The sequence below is a fragment of the Aromatoleum diolicum genome, assembly GCF_012910955.1.
GTDB classification, from domain to species: Bacteria; Pseudomonadota; Gammaproteobacteria; order Burkholderiales; family Rhodocyclaceae; genus Aromatoleum; species Aromatoleum diolicum.
In genome coordinates, this window is sequence record NZ_WTVQ01000068.1 from 1 (window position 1) to 18,467 (window position 18,467).

Here is an 18,467-nt window from a genome sequence, read left to right on the forward strand (position 1 = left end):
GGGCAGGGCGTCCCGCGTCCGACGTGGCGAGGCCGCGCAAGCCTGCAGCAGTGCGTTCGGACGACAAGCCAAGGCCGGCGCAGCCGCGCCGTGGTGAAAGTGGGGCGGGGCCTCGGCGTGAAACTGGACCCGGGCCGACGGGTGAGCGCATGCCTGCCGCCCCGGTAGCGCAGGGTCCGGCGCCCGAGGGTGTGCGTCTGTCGAAGGTGATGGCTGAGCGTGGCCTGTGCTCGCGACGCGAGGCCGATGCGATGATCGAGCGCGGCTGGGTGTTCGTGGATGGTGAGCGGGTTTCGGAGCTGGGTACGCGCATCAATCCGGACGCCGAGATTACGATGGCGGCACAAGCCAAACGGCGCCAGTCCGAGCAGGTGACCATCCTGTTGCACAAGCCTGTGGGCTATGTGTCGGGGCAGCCGGAGCCGGGTTTCGAGCCGGCGGTTTCACTGATCGGGGCCGGTAACCAGTTTGACCGCGATTATGCGCAGCCCTTCGATTTTTCGCATCTGAAAGGCCTGGCGCCCGCGGGACGGCTGGACATCGATTCGACCGGCCTGCTCGTGATGACCCAGGATGGCCGTATCGCGCGTCAGCTGATTGGCGATGACTCGCAGGTCGAAAAGGAATACCTCGTGCGTGTCGAGGGTAACCTTGACGACAACGGCCTCGCCTTGCTCAACCACGGACTGGAACTGGACGGGCGCAAGCTGCGCCACGCCAAGGTCGAGTGGGTCAACCAGGACCAGTTGCGCTTCGTGCTGCGGGAAGGGCGCAAACGTCAGATCCGCCGCATGTGCGAACTGGTCGGGTTGAAAGTGATCGGCCTGAAGCGCGTACGCATTGGCCGTGTCCGGCTAGGCGACCTTCCGCTCGGGCAGTGGCGCTTCCTCCGCGAAGACGAAGGTTTTTGAAGGCGGAACCGCCCGCGTCCCAGGCGCGCGCTGGCCGGAAGCCTTGCTGCGCCGCCCCCTTGCGGCGCGCTTTTGGGGCAGACTGGTTGCGTCGCTGACTCCGGATTGCTCGGTGAAATATCCCTTCAGCGGGCAGTCGAAACCCGACGCGCAGCCATGCTCGCGAGCGCACTCCTGCTGGGTTTCATCCAGTAGCACCATTTCCCGCACGGCCTCGCATCGGCCGATGGGCGAATCGAAGAAGCTCATGACGTTCTCCTTGATGCGGTTATACGAAACCAAATCTCTATCAATTCAATCTAGCCGGCGGAAAATCGACCCGCTGCGACGAATCGCCGGAATTTGATCTGGCTCAAGAAAATGCGGCGCGATCGTTCGGCCCTTGGCAGGCCTTGTGCTATTCGGAGCGCAGGGCCTCGACCGGATCGAGCCTTGACGCTTTGCGGGCGGGGAGCACGCCGGCGAGCAAGCCGATGGTGACCGCGAGCACTTCGGCAATCACGACGAAATGCCACGGCGTGTGGACAGGCAGTGCCGGCGCCAGCAGGCCGACGATTTGCGCGAGACCGGCACCGACCAGCAGGCCGAAGAGTCCGCCGAGTGCCGCGAGAACGACCGCTTCGGCGAGAAACAGGCCGAGTATGGTGGTGCGTCGGGCTCCGAGCGCCACCAGCAGGCCGATTTCGTTGGTGCGTTCCGTCACCGCGATCGTCATGATCGTGACGATGCCTACTCCACCGACCAGCAGCGAGATGCCACCCAGGGCGCCGACCGCGGCAGTGAGTATGCCCAGGATGTTCGACAGGCGCGCGAGCATGTCCGCTTGTGTAGTCATCGTCACATCATCCTGCGAGTGCCGCGCCGTGAGCACCTTGCGGATGTCGGCAGCCACGCGCGATGCGGGGATGGATTCCTCGTAGCTGACGTTGATTTCCATCAGGCCTTCGCGGTTGTACAGGGATAGCGCGCGCGAGGTCGGGATGTAGGCGGTGTCGTCGAGATCGACGCCGAGAAATTCGCCCTTTTCTTCCATCACGCCGATCACGCGGTAGCGCTCGCCGCCAATGCGCAGCCGCTCTCCCAATGCATTGCCGTTGCCGAACAGTTCGCGCTTGAGCTTTGCGCCAAGGACGACGAAGGCTCGCGCGCCGGTCGGGTCGTCGGGGGGCAGGAAGCTGCCGATGCGCACGTGCATCGAAAAGATCCGGTGCATTTCCGGCCCGACGCCATAAATGCTGGTGCGGCGTACGCGTCCGCCGGTCTGCACTTCCGAGTTGCCCCATACCACGGGCGTTACCCCGGTAACATGCGGCAGGCGTTCGAGCGCCAGCGCGTCATCGAGCGTGAGCTGGCGGGTCGTGCTGGGCAAGCCTGGCGGGCCGCCGCGCGCGCCCTGGCGACCGGGGGTGACCTCGATAATGTTGGTGCCGAACTGTGTGAATTCCCTCAGTACGAACTGGTGCAGACCTTCTCCGATGGAGGTCAGCAGGATCACCGCCGCGATGCCGACGCCAATCCCCAGCAAGGTAAGGAAGCTGCGCAGCCGGTGCGCGACCAGCGAACGCAGTGCGAGTTGGATGAAATCCGTGACGCTCATCGCTTGGCGAGCGCCTGAACGGGATCAAGCCGCGCCGCGCGCCGCGCCGGCATCACGCCAAACAGGATTCCGGTGCTGAGGGCGGTGCCGAGCCCGGCAAACACTGCCCAATCGGGTGGCCAGGCTGGCAGGATGGGAAAGGCGAGCCGCAGGCCCCATGCGCCAAGATGGCCGAGCCCGAGTCCCGTGAATGCGCCGGCGAGCGACAACAGTGCGGCCTCGGTGAGAAAGGCCAGGCGGATGTTGCTGCCGGTGGCGCCGAGCGCCTTGAGGAGCCCGATCTCGCCGGTGCGTTGCGTGACGGCGACCAGCATCACGTTCATTACGAGAATGCCGGCGACCGCAAGGCTGATCGCCGCAATTCCGGCGACCCCCAGCGTCAGCGCGCCGAGGATGCGGTCGAAGGTGCCGAGTACGGCGTCCTGGGTGATCAGCGTGACGTCGAGTTCGCCCTCGCGGCGGCCTCGCATGATGTCTTCAAGCTGACGTTTGGCGGGCGTGAGGGCGTCGCGGCTGCGCGCTTCGATGATGACGCGGAACAATGTGTTGGTGTTGAACATGGCCTGAGCCGTCGCCACCGGGACGAAGACCAGTTCATCCGTATTCATGCCGAGAGCCTGGCCGGATTTCTGGAGGACGCCGATGACCCGCAGGCGCCGGTCGCCTACGCGAATCATGCGTCCGACGGCGGCTTCGGCGCCAAACAGTTCGTCGCGCAGGGTTGCGCCGAGGACCGCCACCGCGGAGGCGCGGCCCAGATCCTCGCGCGGCAGGAATTGGCCCTGCGCCATGTGGAAGTCGCGGATGGCAAGGTAATCGGCGCTGGTGCCGACGGCCATTGCTTCGCGAAGACGCCCGCCGTAGGCGATTTCGGAGTTGCCCACCGACAGTGGCGCTATCCGAGTCACCAGCGGTGCGCGCAGCAGCGCTTCGGCATCGCGGACCGTGAGGTCCCGCGGCGTGCTGGTGATCAGGTTTCCGAGTCCGAGACCCCCGGTTGCGGTGCGCCCGGGCAGGACGATAATCAGATTGGTGCCGAGGGCGGAGAATTCGTTTATGACATAACGCCGCGCCCCGTCGCCCAGTGCGGTCAGAACGACGACCGCGGCAACGCCGATCGACATCGCCAGCACCATCAGCGCGGTGCGCAGCGGGTAGCCGAGTGCTGCACGGGTGGCGAAGCGGAGCGTGTCGGCGGGACTCATGTCATGCCGGCGCTGCCTGCCGCGCCACGTTCAGGTCCTGCACGAGCGCGCCGTCTTCCATGAGCAACTGGCGGCGTGCGCGGCTACCCATCACCGGGTCGTGGGTCACCACGATCAGCGTCACGCCCGAGGCGTTGAGTTCTTCGAGTAGGGCGGTGACGTCCTGGCCGGTGGCGCGGTCGAGGTTGCCGGTGGGTTCGTCCGCGAGGATCATCGCCGGGCGCATGATCGTTGCCCGGGCGATTGCGACCCGCTGGCGCTGGCCGCCGGAGAGTTCATCGGGACGGTGACCGGCCCGCGACTCGAGGCCGAAATCCTTGAGTGCCCGGGCGACCCGCTTGGCGCGCTCGGCGAGATTCACGCCGGCGAGCATCAGCGGCAGGGCAATGTTTTCGGCGGCGGTCAGGCGCGGCACCAGATGAAAGCTCTGGAATACGAAGCCGATGCGGCTACGCCGCACCTCCGCCTGTTCGTCGGGGCTCAGCGTCGTGACGTCGCGCCCTTCGAGCCGATAGGTGCCGGCGTTAGGGTGGTCGAGCAGCCCCAGCAGATTGAGCATCGTGGATTTGCCTGAACCCGACGGGCCCATCACTGCGACATACTCGCCGGCCTCGATCGACACCGACACCGCATGCAGGGCGTGCACCTGGCTGTCGCCGAGGGTGAAAATGCGCTCGATGCCGTCGAGCTCGATCTGTGCCATCGCAGTTCCTCAGCGCGGCGCAGTGCCAGCGTCTTCCGGTTTGACGCGTGCGCCGGCCTTGATCCCTTCGCGTTCGAGCGAGCTGACGACGTGTTCGCCGGCGGTGAGGCCGTCCAGCACTTCGGTGTATTCCCAGTTGGCGACGCCGGTCTTGATCTCGCGTTCCACCAACGTGCCGTCCTCGCTGCGATAGACCAGCACACGGTTACCTTCGCGCAGCGTCGCGGTGGGGATGCGCAGGGTGTTTTCGCGCACGTCCAGCACAATCTCCGCGTCGGCGCTGTAGCCGACGAGCAGGCCTCGTGCTTTTTCGGGTTGGACGAAATCGATGTCGACATCGACCGTGCGGGCCTGCTTCTCGACCGCTGTTATGTAAGGTGCGACACGCTTCACCCGCGCGTCGAAGATGGTGCCGGGCAGTGCGTCAAGCGTCACGCGGGCGGTCTGGCCCGGGTGGATCTTGGGGGCGTCGATCTCGTCCATCGGCGCCTTCACATACAAGCAGCTCTCGTCGATCAGGTCGATCGCGGGCGGGGTCGGCACACCCGGCGGCGAGGGGGTGGAGTATTCGCCGAGTTCGCCAGTGATTTTCGCAACGGTACCGGCGAACGGGGCGATCAGCACGGTGCGCTGGCGGTCGGTGGCCGTGGCGGTGATCTGCGCTTCGGCGGTGCGGGTGTCGGCGCGGGCCGTGTCACAGGCAGCGCGACGGGCCCGTGCTTCGGTGCGGGCTTGTTCCTCGCGCGAGGCGGAGATGAAGTTGCGGCGGAAGAGTTCGCTCTGGCGCGCGGCTTCGCGTTCAGCGTTGTCAGCCTGCGTACAGGCTTCTTGCACCCGCTTGCGGGAGGTGTCGAGTTGCGCCCGATTCACCGCGAGGCGGGCTTCCTGGTCATCGTTCCACAGTCGCATCAACACTTGGCCGGCTTCGACGTGGTCGCCTTCCTTGACGCCGAGAAAGTCGATACGTCCGCCGACGATGGTCGACAGCTTGGTACGCTGGCAGGCCTCGATTTCACCAGCGCGGGTATTCGACAGCGTCGCTTCGACAGTGCCGCGGGCAGCTTCGACGAGACGAACGGGAATCGGCTTGGGGCGAGTGAGCCACCAGGCGCCGGCGGCAATCAGGGCGAGGACGATCAGTGCTGCGAGGCTGCGTCGAACGAAGGGCTTCATGTTCCTCCAGCGCCGCTTTCAATCGGCATTTTTCGGCGATGATCCACCGATCCATTCATGTGCGCAACCAAGCACCTTCGGTGATGGTGCGTGACTGGATGCGCGCTGGGGCGACGATGTGCCCGCGCGCCATTACTTTGGCGAAATTTCGCCTCCCATCCGGCGGTAATTCGTGCCGAGGCGTTCGCCGTGCGCTAACGAAGCGCGAATTGCCGCCGGATAGGGGCGTGTTGTGTGACCGATTCGAGTGATGACATACCCGATCGATCAGCCGTTCAGCCCTTCGCCTTGCTCCAGGAATCCTTCAGCGTCACCGTGCGGTTGAAGACCGGCGCGCCGACCGTCGAGTCGATGCGATCGGCGACGAAATAGCCGTGGCGCTCGAACTGGAAGTGATCTTCGGGGTTCGCATTGCGCAGCGCAGGTTCGAGCCACGCGTGGATCACCTGCTTCGAGTCGTAGTTGATATCGTCGATGAAGCTGCGCTCGAAGTCCTCCGGATCGCCTTCGCGGCGATTGCCCGGATAGGGATGCGCGAACAGGCGGTCGTACAGCCGCACCTCGGCCTGATAGCCGTGCGCGACCGACACCCAGTGCAGGTTGCCCTTGACCTTCACGCTGTCGGCGCCGGGGGTGCCCGACTTGGTTTCCGGCAGGTACTCGCACAGCACCGCGGTGACCTTGCCGTCCGCGTCCGTCTCGCAGCCGGTGCACTTCACGATGTAGCCGTAACGCAGGCGCGCCATGTTGCCCGGGGTAAGGCGGTGGAAGCCCTTCACCGGCACTTCCATGAAGTCCTCACGCTCGATCCACAACTCGCGCGCGAACGGCATTTCGCGCTTGCCGAGTTCCGGCTTTAGCGGATGGTTGGGCGCCTCGCACAACTCGCTGTGCCCTTCGGGGTAGTTGGTGATGACGAGCTTTAGCGGATCGAGCACCGCGACGCGGCGTTCGGCGGCGGCGTTGAGGTCTTCGCGCATGCATTCTTCGAGCACCGAGAAGTCAATCCAGGAGTCGGACTTCGACACGCCGATGCGTTCGGCAAACAGTCGGAAGCCTGCCGCGGTGAAGCCGCGCCGACGCGCGCCGACCAGCGTCGGCAGGCGCGGGTCGTCCCAGCCGTCGACATGGTCTTCATCGACGAGCTGGATCAGCTTGCGCTTCGACAGCACGACGTAGGTCAGATTCAGGCGTGCGAATTCAATCTGCTGCGGTACTGGGCGCGGGAAGAACCCGCCTTCGGCGAGTGCGTCGAGCAGCCAGTCGTAGAACGGGCGCTGGTCCTCGAACTCCAGCGTGCAAATCGAATGGGTGATGCCTTCGATCGCATCCTCGATCGGGTGCGCGAAGGTGTACATCGGATACACGCACCACTTGTCGCCAGTGCGGTGGTGGTGGGCCTTGCGGATGCGATAGATCGCCGGGTCACGCAGATTGAGGTTCGGCGACGCCATGTCGACTTTCGCACGCAGGATATGCACGCCATCGGCGAATTCCCCCGCACGCATGCGGCGGAAGAGGTCGAGGTTCTCCGCGACGCTGCGGCTGCGGTAGGGGCTCTCGCGCCCGGCTTCGGTGAGCGTGCCGCGATAGGCGCGCATTTCTTCGGCGGACAGCGATTCCACGTAGGCTTTGCCCGCAACGATCAGATACTGGGCGCACGCACACATGCGCTCGAAGTAGTCCGAGGCGAAGTAGGGCTGCCCGCCCCAGTCAAAACCGAGCCAGCTTACCGCCTCGATGATCGAATCGACATACTCCTGTTCTTCCTTCTCCGGATTGGTGTCGTCGAAGCGCAGATGGCACACGCCGCCATAGGCCTGCGCCAGCCCGAAATTCAGGCAGATCGACTTGGCATGGCCGTAATGCAGATAACCGTTGGGTTCGGGCGGGAAACGGGTTTCGACCCGTCCGCTCCATTTGCCGTTCCGGATGTCCTCGTCGATGATGTTGCGAATGAAGTTGCTCGCGGGTGCCGCGGTTACGGCGCCGGATTTCGGAGTGTCGGACACGTGGAAAAGCCTCGATGAATGGGCGCAAATTTGTGAACCGGGGATTTTACCGCGTCACGCCAGGAATGAGCCGTGGTTTCGACGCTCGACCGGCGCCGGGCCGCGCGGAGCATGAACAGGGCCCCCGTTGCGGGTGTTGCATGCTGCTTGGAATGCGGGGCAGCCAGCCCGGACGGAACTCGGGCGACCGGCGGCGGCTAGGCGCTGCGATTGAATAGTCGGGGCATCGTAGCGAGAAGGTGGATGACGTCCAGTAGAATTCGAGGCGGTTCCGCACATACAGGGATATTCATGGACGACAGTCGAATCGCTCGGGCCACGACGCGCTCGACACCGACCGCGCGCAAAGTTGTCGCCGATGGCGGGCGCTTGTGGTGACCTCCCTGATCACATTTCCCGCCTTCGCGGCGATCGGCGTCGGCGCGGCCTTGGGGGCGTGGCTGCGCTGGGGTCTCGGTTTGCTGCTCAACCCCTTGTTTCTGCTGATTCCGCTCGGCACGCTGGCGGCGAACATCCTCGGTGGCCTGCTGATGGGGGCAACGCTGGCGTGGATACATGCGGTGCCGGAGATGTCGCCCGCCGTCAGGCTGATGCTGACGACAGGTTTTCTCGGTGGCCTGACCACCTTCTCGACTTTTTCTGCCGAAGGCCTGCATCTGATGCAGCGCGGCGAGTGGGGCTGGCTTGTGTTGCACACGCTGGTGCATGTATTGGGCTCGTTGCTGATGGCGTGGGCCGGTTACGCAGCGTTCAACGCCTGGCGCGGCTGATGTCTGATCAGGCGCTGCGGTCGTCGCGCGCCAGCCACGCCGCCGCGGCAAGGCCGGCGACGCGGCCGGTGGCGAAGCAGCCGGTCAGCAGATAGCCGCCGGTCGGCGCCTCCCAGTCGAGCATTTCACCGCAACAGAACACGCCCGGCAAACCGCGGATCATCAGGCCCGTGTCGAGATCCTCGAATACCACGCCGCCTGCCGTGCTGATCGCCTCGTCGAGCGGGCGCGGCGCATGCAGGTGCACCGGCAAGGCCTTGATCGCGGCAGCGAGTCGTGCCGGCGAGCCAAACTCTTCCGCCGTTGCGCATTCACGTAACAGCCCGGCTTTGACCCCGGCGATGCCGGTCTTGCTTTGCAGATGGCTGGACATCGAGCGCGTGCCGCGTGGGCGCGCAAGTTCATCGCGTAATCGCTCGATGCTGCGCCCCGGCGCGAGATCGAGGAGCAGCGTCGCAGTGCCTTGAGTTTCAATGGTGTCGCGCAGCGGCGCCGACAATGCGTAGATCAGCCCGCCTTCGAGTCCGGTCGCGGAAATCATGCATTCGCCGGCGCGCTGGTGAGTTTCGCCGTGTGAATCGGTGAAACTCGCTGCAAGCGATTTCAGCGGCTGGCCGACGAAGTGGCTGCGGAAATGTTCGCTCCAGCCGGTACCGCCGGTATCGCCGGTATCGCCGGTGCGGCCGGCTTGCGCGCCGACATCGAATCCGCAGTTCGCGGGCTTTAACGTCGCCACGCCGACGCCGCGCTCGCGCAGCCACGGCGCCCACGCGCCATCGGACCCCAGTCTCGCCCAGCTGGCGCCGCCCAGCGCCAGCACCACTGCATCGGCGTCGACGACCCGTTCGCCGTCCGGTGCCGTGAAACGCAGCCCCACCGTCGCCCCCGCGCGTCCCGCCTGCCAGCCGAGCCAGCGGTGGCGCACATGAAAGTGCACGCCGGCTTCGCGCAAGCGGTGCAGCCACGCTCGCAGCAGCGGCGCGGCCTTCATTTCCTTTGGGAACACCCTTCCGGAGCTGCCGACAAAGGTTTCGACACCAAGACCGTGCGCCCACTCGCGCAGTGCGTCGGCTCCGAAACTGACGAGCATCGGCGCAAGCTGCGCCTGACGCTCGCGATAGCGCGCCACGAAGGATGCATGGGCCTCGGAATGCGTCAGGTTCAATCCACCGATCCCGGCGAGCAGGAACTTGCGTCCCGGCGACGGCATCGCGTCATACACATCGACACGATGGCCTTGCGCCGCAAGCGTTTCCGCTGCCATCAGCCCGGCCGGGCCGCCACCGATGACGGCGACAGTGCTCATCGCGCAATCTCCTGCCATGCAGCCAGCTTCGCAGCATAGGTGATCGAGGCGTTGGCCGGGCTGGTGGACGGCAGCCGGCGGCAGTCGAATCCGACGCGGGCGCCCAGACCCGGCGCGACGTGCCGCCGGAAACAGGTCTCCGCCGTCGTGCCATTGAAGAACACGCGTTCGATGTGCGGATGCGCGGCGAAAAAACCGGCGAAATCGTTGATCTCGATCGACCCGGCGTCGATGTCTGCGTCGAGACTCCCTTGGCGCCGGCACGCGCCTAACACATCCCACAGCGCGTAGCCTCGTTCGGCAAACCGGAGCACCCGCTGCGGGTAGGGCAATGTGGCATCGATACCGAGCACCGCGCAGACGATAGTCCAGAAGCCATTGCGCGGGTGTGCGTAGTACTCGGCTGCCGCAAGCGATGCCGCTCCCGGCATGCTGCCGAGAATCAGTGTATGTGCGTCAGCGGCGGCGATTGGCGGAAAACCTTCGAGTCGGGACATCGGGCGGATGGGTGGCGTTGAGGGAGTGCAGAGCGGAAACAGTGACGCACGGTACCGAGCGACGCGCCGGCCATCAAGCCCCGCGGGATCGTTTTCGGCCCGGCGTGGTCAACTTGGTGTCTCATCCGACGAGACACAGGAGGTCGATGATGAACACGCACAATCTGCCGAAAATGTTCTATTCGTACTCGGAAGGCTGGCAGGACCTGATCCAGGTCCACCCCACCGTGGCGAAGCTCTTTACGCTGTATGTGATGCCGATGTCGCTGATTCCGCCAGCGATGTTCCTCTACTCGATGCTGGTCACGCCGGGCGCAGTCTTTCCCGCTCTCGTGCCGCCGGTCACTGCCCTTGAAGCTGTCGCCGCCGCCGTTGCGTTCTACATCGCCGAGTTGGCGATGGTCGCGCTGATGGCGTCCATCATCCAGCAGATGGGTGATGTCGTCGATACCAGACCCGCCTACGAGGAATCCTTCATCCTCGCCGCCGTTGCGCCGACCCCGCTGTGGCTGTCCGCGCTGGCGCTGTTCATCCCTTCGGCTTGGGCGAACGGGCTGGTCGTGACGCTCGCCTGGGTCGCCTCGGCAGCGCTGATCTATCACGGCGTGTATCCGCTGTTCAAGCTCGAAGACAAGAGCAAGTCGCGCCTGATGGGTTCCTTTGTCCTGACCGCTGGCGTGATTGCGTGGTGCGCGCTGCTGGTCCTGCTGGCACTGGCGATGAGCATGATCATCGGTCTGCGTTGAGCTGTTGCGCTTGGTAGCGCTGCGCTCGTTGCGATGTGTTTGGCGCACGGGCGTAGCTTTGCGCTTGTGCGGTCGGTGACCGGCGTTCTGGCATAATCGCCGCACTTTCCCCAGGGCGCGCCTGCGCCGGGGGTGGCAATATTCACCAAGCGCTTGCCCGCGTCGTCGGTCGCAGGCGCCTTCCGACGATACCGAGATTGAACCACTCCGATACCCGGCACGCCTCTGCGCGCGGGCGCGATGATTTTGCCGATTGCCTGAGCGCCGACCGTCCCCGCTTGCAGCGGCTCGCGCGCGAACTCGGGCGCAATCAGGGCGCGCGTCGCGAGCGCACACAGACCGACTTCGACGCGCTGCGCGGTCGCTCGCAGGCTGCGCTTGCCGAACGCCAGGCGCAGCTGCCGCGCCCGGACTTTCCGCCCGAACTCCCGGTTACGCAGAAGCGCGACGAAATCGCCGCCGCGATCGCCGCCCATCAGGTCGTGATCGTGTGTGGCGAAACCGGTTCCGGCAAAACCACCCAGCTGCCGAAGATCTGCCTCGCGTTGGGTCGTGGCACCGCCGGCCTGATCGGCCACACCCAGCCACGGCGCCTCGCTGCGCGCGCGACCGCGAGCCGCATCGCGCAGGAGCTGAAGTCCGAGCTCGGCCAGGCGGTCGGCTACAAGATCCGCTTCACCGACCGCATCGGCTCAGCCAGCTACATCAAGCTGATGACCGACGGCATTCTGCTCGCCGAAACCCAGGGCGACCCCCTGCTTGCCGCCTACGACACCCTGATCATCGACGAGGCCCACGAGCGCAGCCTCAACATCGATTTTTTGCTCGGCTATCTGCGCACGCTGCTGCCGCGCCGCCCCGATCTGAAGGTCATCGTCACCTCCGCGACGCTTGACGCCGACCGCTTCGCCCGCCACTTCGGCCGCGAGGGCAAGCCCGCACCGGTGATCGAAGTGTCCGGTCGCCTGTACCCCATCGAGCTGCGCTACCGCCCCGTGGCCGACGACGATGCGCCGGCATCCGACGAGCGCCGCCCCGCGTCAGCCAGGAACAAGGGTCGCGACCTCTACGACGCGCTTGTCGACGCCGTCGACGAGGCGCACCGCAGCGGCCCTGGCGATGTGCTCGTCTTCCTCCCCGGCGAGCGCGAGATCCGCGAGGCTGCCGAAGCCTTGCGCAAGGCGCACCACGCCGCCATCACCGAGATCCTGCCGCTGTTTGCGCGCCAGTCCGCCCAGGAACAGGCACGCGTGTTCGCCTCGGGACGCGGCCGTCGCGTCGTGCTCGCCACCAACGTCGCCGAAACTTCGCTCACTGTCCCCGGCATCCGCTACGTCGTCGACACGGGCCTCGCGCGCGTCAAACGCTACTCGCACCGCAACAAGGTCGAGCAATTGCAGATCGAGAAGATCGCGCAATCCGCTGCGAAACAGCGCGCCGGCCGCTGCGGCCGGGTCATGGACGGTGTCTGCTTCCGTCTCTACGACGAGGACGATCTCGGCAAGCGTCCCGCGCATACCGATCCCGAGATCCTGCGCTCCTCGCTCGCCGGTGTGATCCTGCGCATGAAGTCGCTGCACCTCGGCGAAGTCGAGGACTTCCCCTTCATCGACGCCCCGCTGCCGCGCATGATCGCCGACGGCTATCAGCTGCTCACCGAGTTGGGCGCGATCAACGAAGACAGCGACACGCGCGAGCTCACACCGATTGGCCCCGAACTCGCCAAACTGCCGCTCGACCCCAAGATCGGCCGCATGATCCTCGCCGCGCGCGACCGCGCCTGCCTCGCCGAAGTGCTGGTGATCGCCGCCGCGTTGTCGGTGCAGGATCCGCGCGAACGCTCGCCGGAGAGTCCAGGCGCCGCCGACCAGGCACACGCCAAATTCCGCGGCGGTGAGCAGGATCAGCGTTCCGAATTCCTCTGGTACTGCAACCTGTGGAAAGCCTGGGACGAAGTCCTGCGCCACGAATCCGGGAGCAAGCAGAAAGCCTGGGCGAAGCAGCACCACCTGTCCTATATGCGCCTGCGCGAGTGGCGCGACGTGCACAGCCAGCTGCTCACGCTGTGCACCGAACACGGCTGGAAGGAAAACCAGCAGCCCGCGCAATATGACGCGATCCACAAGGCGCTGCTCACCGGCCTGTTGGGGCACGTCGGCTGCAAGATCGAAGACGCCAGCGGCCCGCAGTCGGGTAGTTACCTCGGTGCCCGCGGCATCAAGTTCTGGCCGCACCCCGGTTCGGCGCTCGCGAAGAAGGCCGGTAAGTGGATCGTCAGCGCCGAACTCGTCGACACCTCACGGCTCTTCGGTCGCTGCATCGCCAGGATCGAGCCGGAATGGCTCGAGGAGGTCGGTGCCCATCTGATCAAGCGCCAGGTCTTCGAGCCGCACTGGTCGAAGGCCGCCGGCGCGGTGCGCGCCTGGGAGCGCGGCACCCTGCACGGGCTCGTGCTCTACCCGCGGCGTGGCGTCGGCTATCGCGACATCGACCGCGCGCTGTGCCGCGAACTCTTCATCCGTGAAGGTCTGGTGCAGGGCGAGATCGCCGAAGGGCCGGCGCGGAGCATGGCCTTCCTGCAACACAACCGCCGCCTCGTCGCCGAGATCGAACGCCTCGAGCACAAGTCGCGGCGCCCCGACGTGCTCGTCGATGACGATCTGATCCACGCCTTCTACGACGCCAAGCTCCCCGCCGAAGTCATCGACCTCGCCAGTCTCGAGGCTTGGCGCAAGCCCGCCGAGAAGGACGAGTCGAAGCTGCTTTACCTGAGCCGTGACCAGCTGATGCGTCACGAGGCGGAAGGCATCACCACCGACCGCTTTCCGGCAAATTTCGAAGTGCTCGGCCAGAAGCTCAAGCTTAACTACCTGCACCAGCCCGGCGAGGCCGATGACGGCGTCACGCTGGCGGTGCCGCTCGCAATGCTCAACCAGATTCCCGCCAACCGCTGCGACTGGCTGGTTCCCGGCCTGCTTGAAGAGAAGGTTGCCGCGCTGCTACGCACCGTGCCGCAAAAGCATCGCCACCGTCTGCAGCCGATTGGCGACAGTGCCGCAGCCTTCGTCGCCCGCTTCGAGGCTGGCGAATGCGACCTCGACGAGCCGCTGTTGCGCGCGTTGCAACGCTTCGTGGAAGACCGCGTGTCGCTCAAGCTGCCGATGGAATCCTTCCGTCCGGAGAACCTCAATCCGCACTGTTTCATGAACTTTCGCGTGATCGACGAGCACGGTCGTGTGCTCGGCCAGTCGCGCAACCTTGCCGAATTGCGCACCCGCCTGCGGGAGCAGGTCGCCGAGCGCTTCCGCAGCGCGCGCATTGCCTTGCCCGAAGCCGATGTTGGCGCGCAGGGCAGGGCCGCCGGCAGCGTACCAACGCCCGCTGCCGGTGCAAAAGGTGCACCCCGAGTGGACGGTGCCGGCACGCAAGCGTCGCGCGCGGGCGACGCCCCGGGGCAACTCGCTGGATTCACCGCGTGGACCTTCGGTGCGCTGCCCGAACTCCTCGAAGTGAAGGTCGTCGGCCGCGAGATTGTAGGCTTCCCCGCGCTGCACGACGACGGCGACAGCGTCTCGCTGCGTCCCTTCGACACCCCCGAGGACGCTGCCAAGGTCCACCGCAAGGGCCTCGCGCGCCTGTTCGCGTTGACGCTCAAGGATCAGGTCAAAGCCATCGAAAGGCTCCCCGGCGTGCGCGACCTGGCGCTCGCCTTCATCGCGTTCGGCACCGAAGCCGAGCTCAAGGCACAACTCGTCGCCGCCACGCTCGCCCGCACCTGCTTGCTCGAACCGCTGCCGGCCGACGCGGCAGCCTTCGACAGGCGCTGCACCGAAGCCAAGCCCCGCATCACCCTCATTGCGCAGGAATTCATGCGCCTCGCGACCGCGTTGATCGCCGAGCACGCCGCGCTGCAGAAGCGCCTCATGGGGCTCCGGGGCTTCCCCGAGGCCGCCGCCGACATCCAGGCCCAAGTGCGCGACTTGATGCCGAAGGATTTCCTCACCGCTTTCCCCTGGGAGCGCCTTGCCCATTTCACCCGTTACCTCAAGGCCGCCGGCGTGCGGCTCGACAAGCTGCGTAACAACCCCGCGCGTGACGCCCAGTTGCTGGCCGAATGGCGTTCCCTCGCCCACCCGTTCGAGCGCGAACATCTGGCCAAGCGCAAGGCTGGCGTCGTCGATCCTGGTCTCGACGAATTCCGCTGGTTGCTCGAAGAGTTGCGCGTCGGCCTGTTCGCCCAGGAACTCAAGACCCCGATGCCGATGTCGGTCAAGCGCCTGCAAAAGATCTGGGACGCCCGCCCGCGTTAACATCGCGTGTCGCAGGTACTTTGATTTCCATCGGTTTTCCTGTTATTCTCGCCGGCTTCCCTTGCTCCACCGGTCCGCATGCCGGGGAGCTGTAATCAACCGCAAGGAGTCTGCATGCGACACTATGAAGTTGTATTCATCGTCCACCCGGACCAGTCGGAACAGGTCCCGGCGATGATCGAGCGCTACAAGTCGCTCGTCACCGCTCGCAATGGCCAGATCCATCGCCTCGAAGACTGGGGCCGTCGCCAGATGGCTTACCCGATCCAGAAGGTGCACAAGGCCCACTACGTGCTCATGAACATCGAGTGCGACGGCGAAGCGCTGGCCGAACTCGAGCACGCCTTCAAGTTCAATGACGCCGTGCTGCGTCACCTGATCGTCAAGATGAAGGCTGCCGTGAGCGCCCCGTCGCCGATGATGAAGGAAGAGAAGTCGCGCTCGCTGACCTCCGCGCCGGCTGGCGACGAAGTGAAGTCTGCCGAGGCCGAATCCGCCTGAGGTGAATGAAACGGGGTTCAACGAACTGCGCCTCGATGCACGGATAGCCGAACTGCTGCCCTTGCGTCGAACCCCGGCAGGAGTGCCGATCGCCGCTTGCGGCCTCGCGCACGAATCGAAACAGGTAGAAGCGGGCGCGCCCCGCGACGTTTCGGTGGAACTGCAGGCGGTCGCAGTCGGTGAATTGGCCAGTGTGCTGGCCAGCGCATCCCCGGGCATGAAGATACGGGTCACCGGATTTCTCGCCGCGAAGAGTCTTCGCAGTCGAACGCCGGTGCTGCACCTGAGCAAGATCGAATTTCTGGAAGGAACCGAAAATGGCTTTCAAGCCCAAGTCCAAGTTCAAGAAAAAGGATGATCGCGGCAACCGCGGTCTGTTCAAGCGTCGCAAGTTCTGCCGCTTCACCGCCGAAAAGATCGAGGAAGTCGACTACAAAGACGTCGATATCCTGAAGGACTTCGTCACCGAAAACAGCAAGATCATGCCGGCCCGCATCACCGGCACCAAGGCCGGCTACCAGCGTCAGCTGTCGACCGCGATCAAGCGTGCACGCTTCCTGGCGCTGCTGCCTTACACCGATCTGCACAAGTAATAGGAGAGATCGGACATGCAAATCATTCTTCTCGAAAAAGTCACCAACCTCGGCGTGCTCGGCGATGTCGTCAAGGTCAAGGACGGCTACGCCCGCAACTACCTGATCCCGCAAGGCAAGGCCAAGCGTGCTACACAAGCCAACATGGCTCAGTTCGAAGCCCTGCGCGCCGAACTCGAGAGCGCCCAGGCGGAAAAGCTTGACGAAGCCCGTACTCTGGCCACCAAGCTCGAAGGCCTGATGCTGCAGATCACCCGCAAGGCCGGCATGGATGGCCGCCTGTTCGGGTCGGTCAGCAACATCGACGTCGTCGAGGCCCTGGAGACCCAGGGCTTCAAGATCGAACGTAGCGCCGTGCGCATGCCGGAGGGTGCAATCAAGCAGATCGGCGACACCCAGGTCGACATCGCGCTGCACCACGACGTGGTCGTTGCTGTTACCGTATCGGTGCTCGGCGAACACCAGTAATTCAGTTCCGCAATCAGCGATCCCGAAAGGGGCTGCCTCGGCAGCCCCTTTTGTTTTTCGGCGCACCCGCTGCTTCGGTAGAATTCCTCCCTCGATCCTTCAGGATGACCGCCCACAATGGCCACTCAAAAGCGTCGCTTTTCAGAAAATTCAGGCGATCCCCAGATGTCGGCGATCAAGCTCCCGCCGCATTCGCTCGAGGCTGAGCAGTCCCTGATCGGCGGCATCCTGCTCGACAATGCCGCATGGGAGCGGGTGGCCGACCTTGCCAGCGAGGCCGACTTCTACCGCGATGACCACCGGCGCATCTACCGCCACATCGCCCGTCTGATCGATCTCGGCAAGCCCGCGGACGTCGTCACCGTGTTCGAGTCACTCGAAAAGAACGGCGAGGCGGAGCAGGCTGGCGGGCTCGCCTATCTCGCCGAGATCGCCAACAATACTCCGTCCGCCGCGAACATCCGTCGTTACGCCGAAATCGTCCGCGAGCGCGCCATCCTGCGCAAGATGGTTGCTGTCGGCGACGAGATCGCCGCCTCGGCGTTGAGCGCCAGCGGCAAGGACGCCAAGGCCCTGCTCGATGAGGCCGAAGCAAAGGTGTTCGAAATTGCCGAAGCCGGCGCGCGTCACGCCAGTGGTTTCGTCTCGATTCAGCCCATCCTCAAGCAGGTCGTCGACCGCGTTCAGGAACTCTACGATCGCGACAACCCTTCGGAGGTCACCGGCGTTCCGACCGGGCTTGTCGATCTTGATGCCAAAACCTCCGGCCTGCAGCCCTCCGACATGATCATCGTCGCCGGCCGTCCGGCGATGGGCAAGACCACCTTTGCGCTGAATGTGGCCGAGCACGTCGCTGTCGAATGCCGCCTGCCGGTCGCGATCTTTTCGATGGAAATGCCGGGCACGCAGCTCGCCACGCGCTTCATTTCCTCGGTCGGACGCATCGATCAAACCAAAATACGCACTGGTCGGCTCGGCGACGAGGATTGGCAGCGGCTAACCGCTGCGATGGGCAAGCTCTACGATGCCCCGTTGTTCATTGACGAGACGCCAGGCCTCAACCCGATCGATTTGCGCGCGCGCGCGCGCCGCCTCTCGCGACAGTGCGGCAAGCTCGGCCTCATAGTCATCGATTACCTGCAGTTGATGACCAGCAGCAAGGAAAGCGATAACCGTGCGGCCGAGCTCTCGGAGATCTCGCGTTCGATCAAGTCTCTGGCAAAGGAACTCCATGTTCCCATCATCGCCCTCTCGCAGCTCAACCGCAGTCTCGAACAGCGCCCCAACAAGCGCCCGGTGATGTCCGATCTTCGGGAATCGGGCGCTATCGAGCAAGATGCCGACATCATCATGTTCATCTACCGGGATGAGGTCTACAACCCTGACTCGCCGGACAAGGGGTCGGCGGAGTTGATCATAGGCAAGCACCGTAACGGTCCCACCGGGATGGTGCGCATGACCTTCATTGGCGAATGCACACGCTTCGAAAACTATACCGGTGAGGCTCGGGGTGGATATCACGACGAGTGACCAATTTTAATTTTTTTGTTTTGGGAGCTTGACAGTATATTTTGGGTGTCTATAATTCGCCCCTCTTCGCGGCACTGGCGGTGGTTAGGCGGGTGAAGCGGGGGGTCGGGAAGAGGGGAAAAGGTTTTGCCGGTATTTGAAACGA

At 64.8% G+C, this 18,467-nt stretch carries 17 protein-coding genes; 9 read left to right on the forward strand and 8 right to left on the reverse strand.

Annotation, left to right across the window (positions count from 1 at the left end; translation table 11 throughout):
- Window positions 1-149 precede the first annotated feature (149 nt).
- Window positions 150-911 (forward strand): pseudouridine synthase, encoded by a 762-nt coding sequence (locus GPA25_RS22425; protein ID WP_169262629.1) that lies wholly within the window; start codon window positions 150-152, stop codon window positions 909-911.
- Here the strand turns inward: GPA25_RS22425 and GPA25_RS22430 are convergent.
- From GPA25_RS22430 to GPA25_RS22455, 6 genes are all read right to left on the reverse strand, one after another.
- Window positions 855-1,160: a hypothetical protein gene (locus GPA25_RS22430; protein ID WP_169262630.1), complete on the reverse strand. Its 306-nt coding sequence runs from the start codon at window positions 1,158-1,160 to the stop codon at window positions 855-857. The genes GPA25_RS22425 and GPA25_RS22430 overlap by 57 nt on opposite strands.
- A gap of 148 nt (window positions 1,161-1,308) precedes the next feature.
- Window positions 1,309-2,508: an ABC transporter permease gene (locus GPA25_RS22435; protein ID WP_169262631.1), complete on the reverse strand. Its 1,200-nt coding sequence runs from the start codon at window positions 2,506-2,508 to the stop codon at window positions 1,309-1,311.
- Complete coding sequence (locus GPA25_RS22440; RefSeq protein ID WP_169262632.1) at window positions 2,505-3,713, reverse strand: ABC transporter permease; 1,209 nt, start codon at window positions 3,711-3,713, stop codon at window positions 2,505-2,507. The genes GPA25_RS22435 and GPA25_RS22440 overlap by 4 nt, the downstream gene beginning before the upstream one ends.
- 1 nt (window position 3,714) lies before the next feature.
- The gene (locus GPA25_RS22445; protein WP_169262633.1) at window positions 3,715-4,416 is read right to left on the reverse strand and encodes an ABC transporter ATP-binding protein; all 702 of its coding nucleotides are present in this window, start codon (window positions 4,414-4,416) and stop codon (window positions 3,715-3,717) included.
- A gap of 9 nt (window positions 4,417-4,425) precedes the next feature.
- A complete protein-coding gene (locus GPA25_RS22450) occupies window positions 4,426-5,589 on the reverse strand; it encodes an efflux RND transporter periplasmic adaptor subunit (RefSeq protein ID WP_169262634.1) in 1,164 nt (387 codons plus the stop codon).
- A 275-nt stretch (window positions 5,590-5,864) separates the two neighbouring features.
- Window positions 5,865-7,601, reverse strand: a complete 1,737-nt coding sequence (locus tag GPA25_RS22455) for a glutamine--tRNA ligase/YqeY domain fusion protein (protein WP_169262635.1) — start codon at window positions 7,599-7,601, stop codon at window positions 5,865-5,867.
- Between the two features lie 386 nt (window positions 7,602-7,987).
- Between GPA25_RS22455 and crcB the strand changes: the two genes are divergently transcribed.
- Complete coding sequence (crcB, locus tag GPA25_RS22460) at window positions 7,988-8,371, forward strand: fluoride efflux transporter CrcB (protein WP_169262643.1); 384 nt, start codon at window positions 7,988-7,990, stop codon at window positions 8,369-8,371.
- A gap of 7 nt (window positions 8,372-8,378) precedes the next feature.
- On the opposite strand, the gene GPA25_RS22465 is transcribed toward crcB, so the two are convergent.
- Together GPA25_RS22465 and GPA25_RS22470 are read right to left on the reverse strand one after the other, a co-directional pair.
- Window positions 8,379-9,677, reverse strand: coding sequence for a TIGR03862 family flavoprotein (locus GPA25_RS22465; RefSeq protein ID WP_169262636.1), 1,299 nt, complete (start codon window positions 9,675-9,677; stop codon window positions 8,379-8,381).
- The gene (locus GPA25_RS22470) at window positions 9,674-10,174 is read right to left on the reverse strand and encodes a DNA-deoxyinosine glycosylase (RefSeq protein WP_169262637.1); all 501 of its coding nucleotides are present in this window, start codon (window positions 10,172-10,174) and stop codon (window positions 9,674-9,676) included. The genes GPA25_RS22465 and GPA25_RS22470 overlap by 4 nt, the downstream gene beginning before the upstream one ends.
- 149 nt (window positions 10,175-10,323) lie before the next feature.
- On the opposite strand from GPA25_RS22470, the gene GPA25_RS22475 reads away from it, so the two are divergent.
- From GPA25_RS22475 to dnaB, 7 genes are all read left to right on the forward strand, one after another.
- Window positions 10,324-10,920: a Yip1 family protein gene (locus GPA25_RS22475; protein ID WP_169262638.1), complete on the forward strand. Its 597-nt coding sequence runs from the start codon at window positions 10,324-10,326 to the stop codon at window positions 10,918-10,920.
- Between the two features lie 197 nt (window positions 10,921-11,117).
- Complete coding sequence (hrpA, locus tag GPA25_RS22480) at window positions 11,118-15,230, forward strand: ATP-dependent RNA helicase HrpA (RefSeq protein WP_211163308.1); 4,113 nt, start codon at window positions 11,118-11,120, stop codon at window positions 15,228-15,230.
- Between the two features lie 114 nt (window positions 15,231-15,344).
- A complete protein-coding gene (gene rpsF, locus GPA25_RS22485) occupies window positions 15,345-15,731 on the forward strand; it encodes a 30S ribosomal protein S6 (protein WP_169262639.1) in 387 nt (128 codons plus the stop codon).
- Window position 15,732: 1 nt separating this feature from the next.
- Window positions 15,733-16,089 carry a primosomal replication protein N gene (gene priB / locus GPA25_RS22490; protein ID WP_169262640.1) on the forward strand — a complete coding sequence of 119 codons (357 nt, stop codon included), beginning with the start codon at window positions 15,733-15,735 and terminating at the stop codon, window positions 16,087-16,089.
- The gene (gene rpsR, locus GPA25_RS22495) at window positions 16,049-16,324 is read left to right on the forward strand and encodes a 30S ribosomal protein S18 (protein ID WP_053421062.1); all 276 of its coding nucleotides are present in this window, start codon (window positions 16,049-16,051) and stop codon (window positions 16,322-16,324) included. Before priB ends, rpsR begins: the two co-directional genes overlap by 41 nt.
- A gap of 15 nt (window positions 16,325-16,339) precedes the next feature.
- Complete coding sequence (rplI, locus tag GPA25_RS22500) at window positions 16,340-16,792, forward strand: 50S ribosomal protein L9 (RefSeq protein ID WP_169262641.1); 453 nt, start codon at window positions 16,340-16,342, stop codon at window positions 16,790-16,792.
- A 117-nt stretch (window positions 16,793-16,909) separates the two neighbouring features.
- On the forward strand, window positions 16,910-18,322 hold the full coding sequence (gene dnaB, locus GPA25_RS22505; protein ID WP_169262642.1) for a replicative DNA helicase: 1,413 nt from the start codon (window positions 16,910-16,912) through the stop codon (window positions 18,320-18,322).
- The last annotated feature ends 145 nt before the right edge of the window (window positions 18,323-18,467 follow it).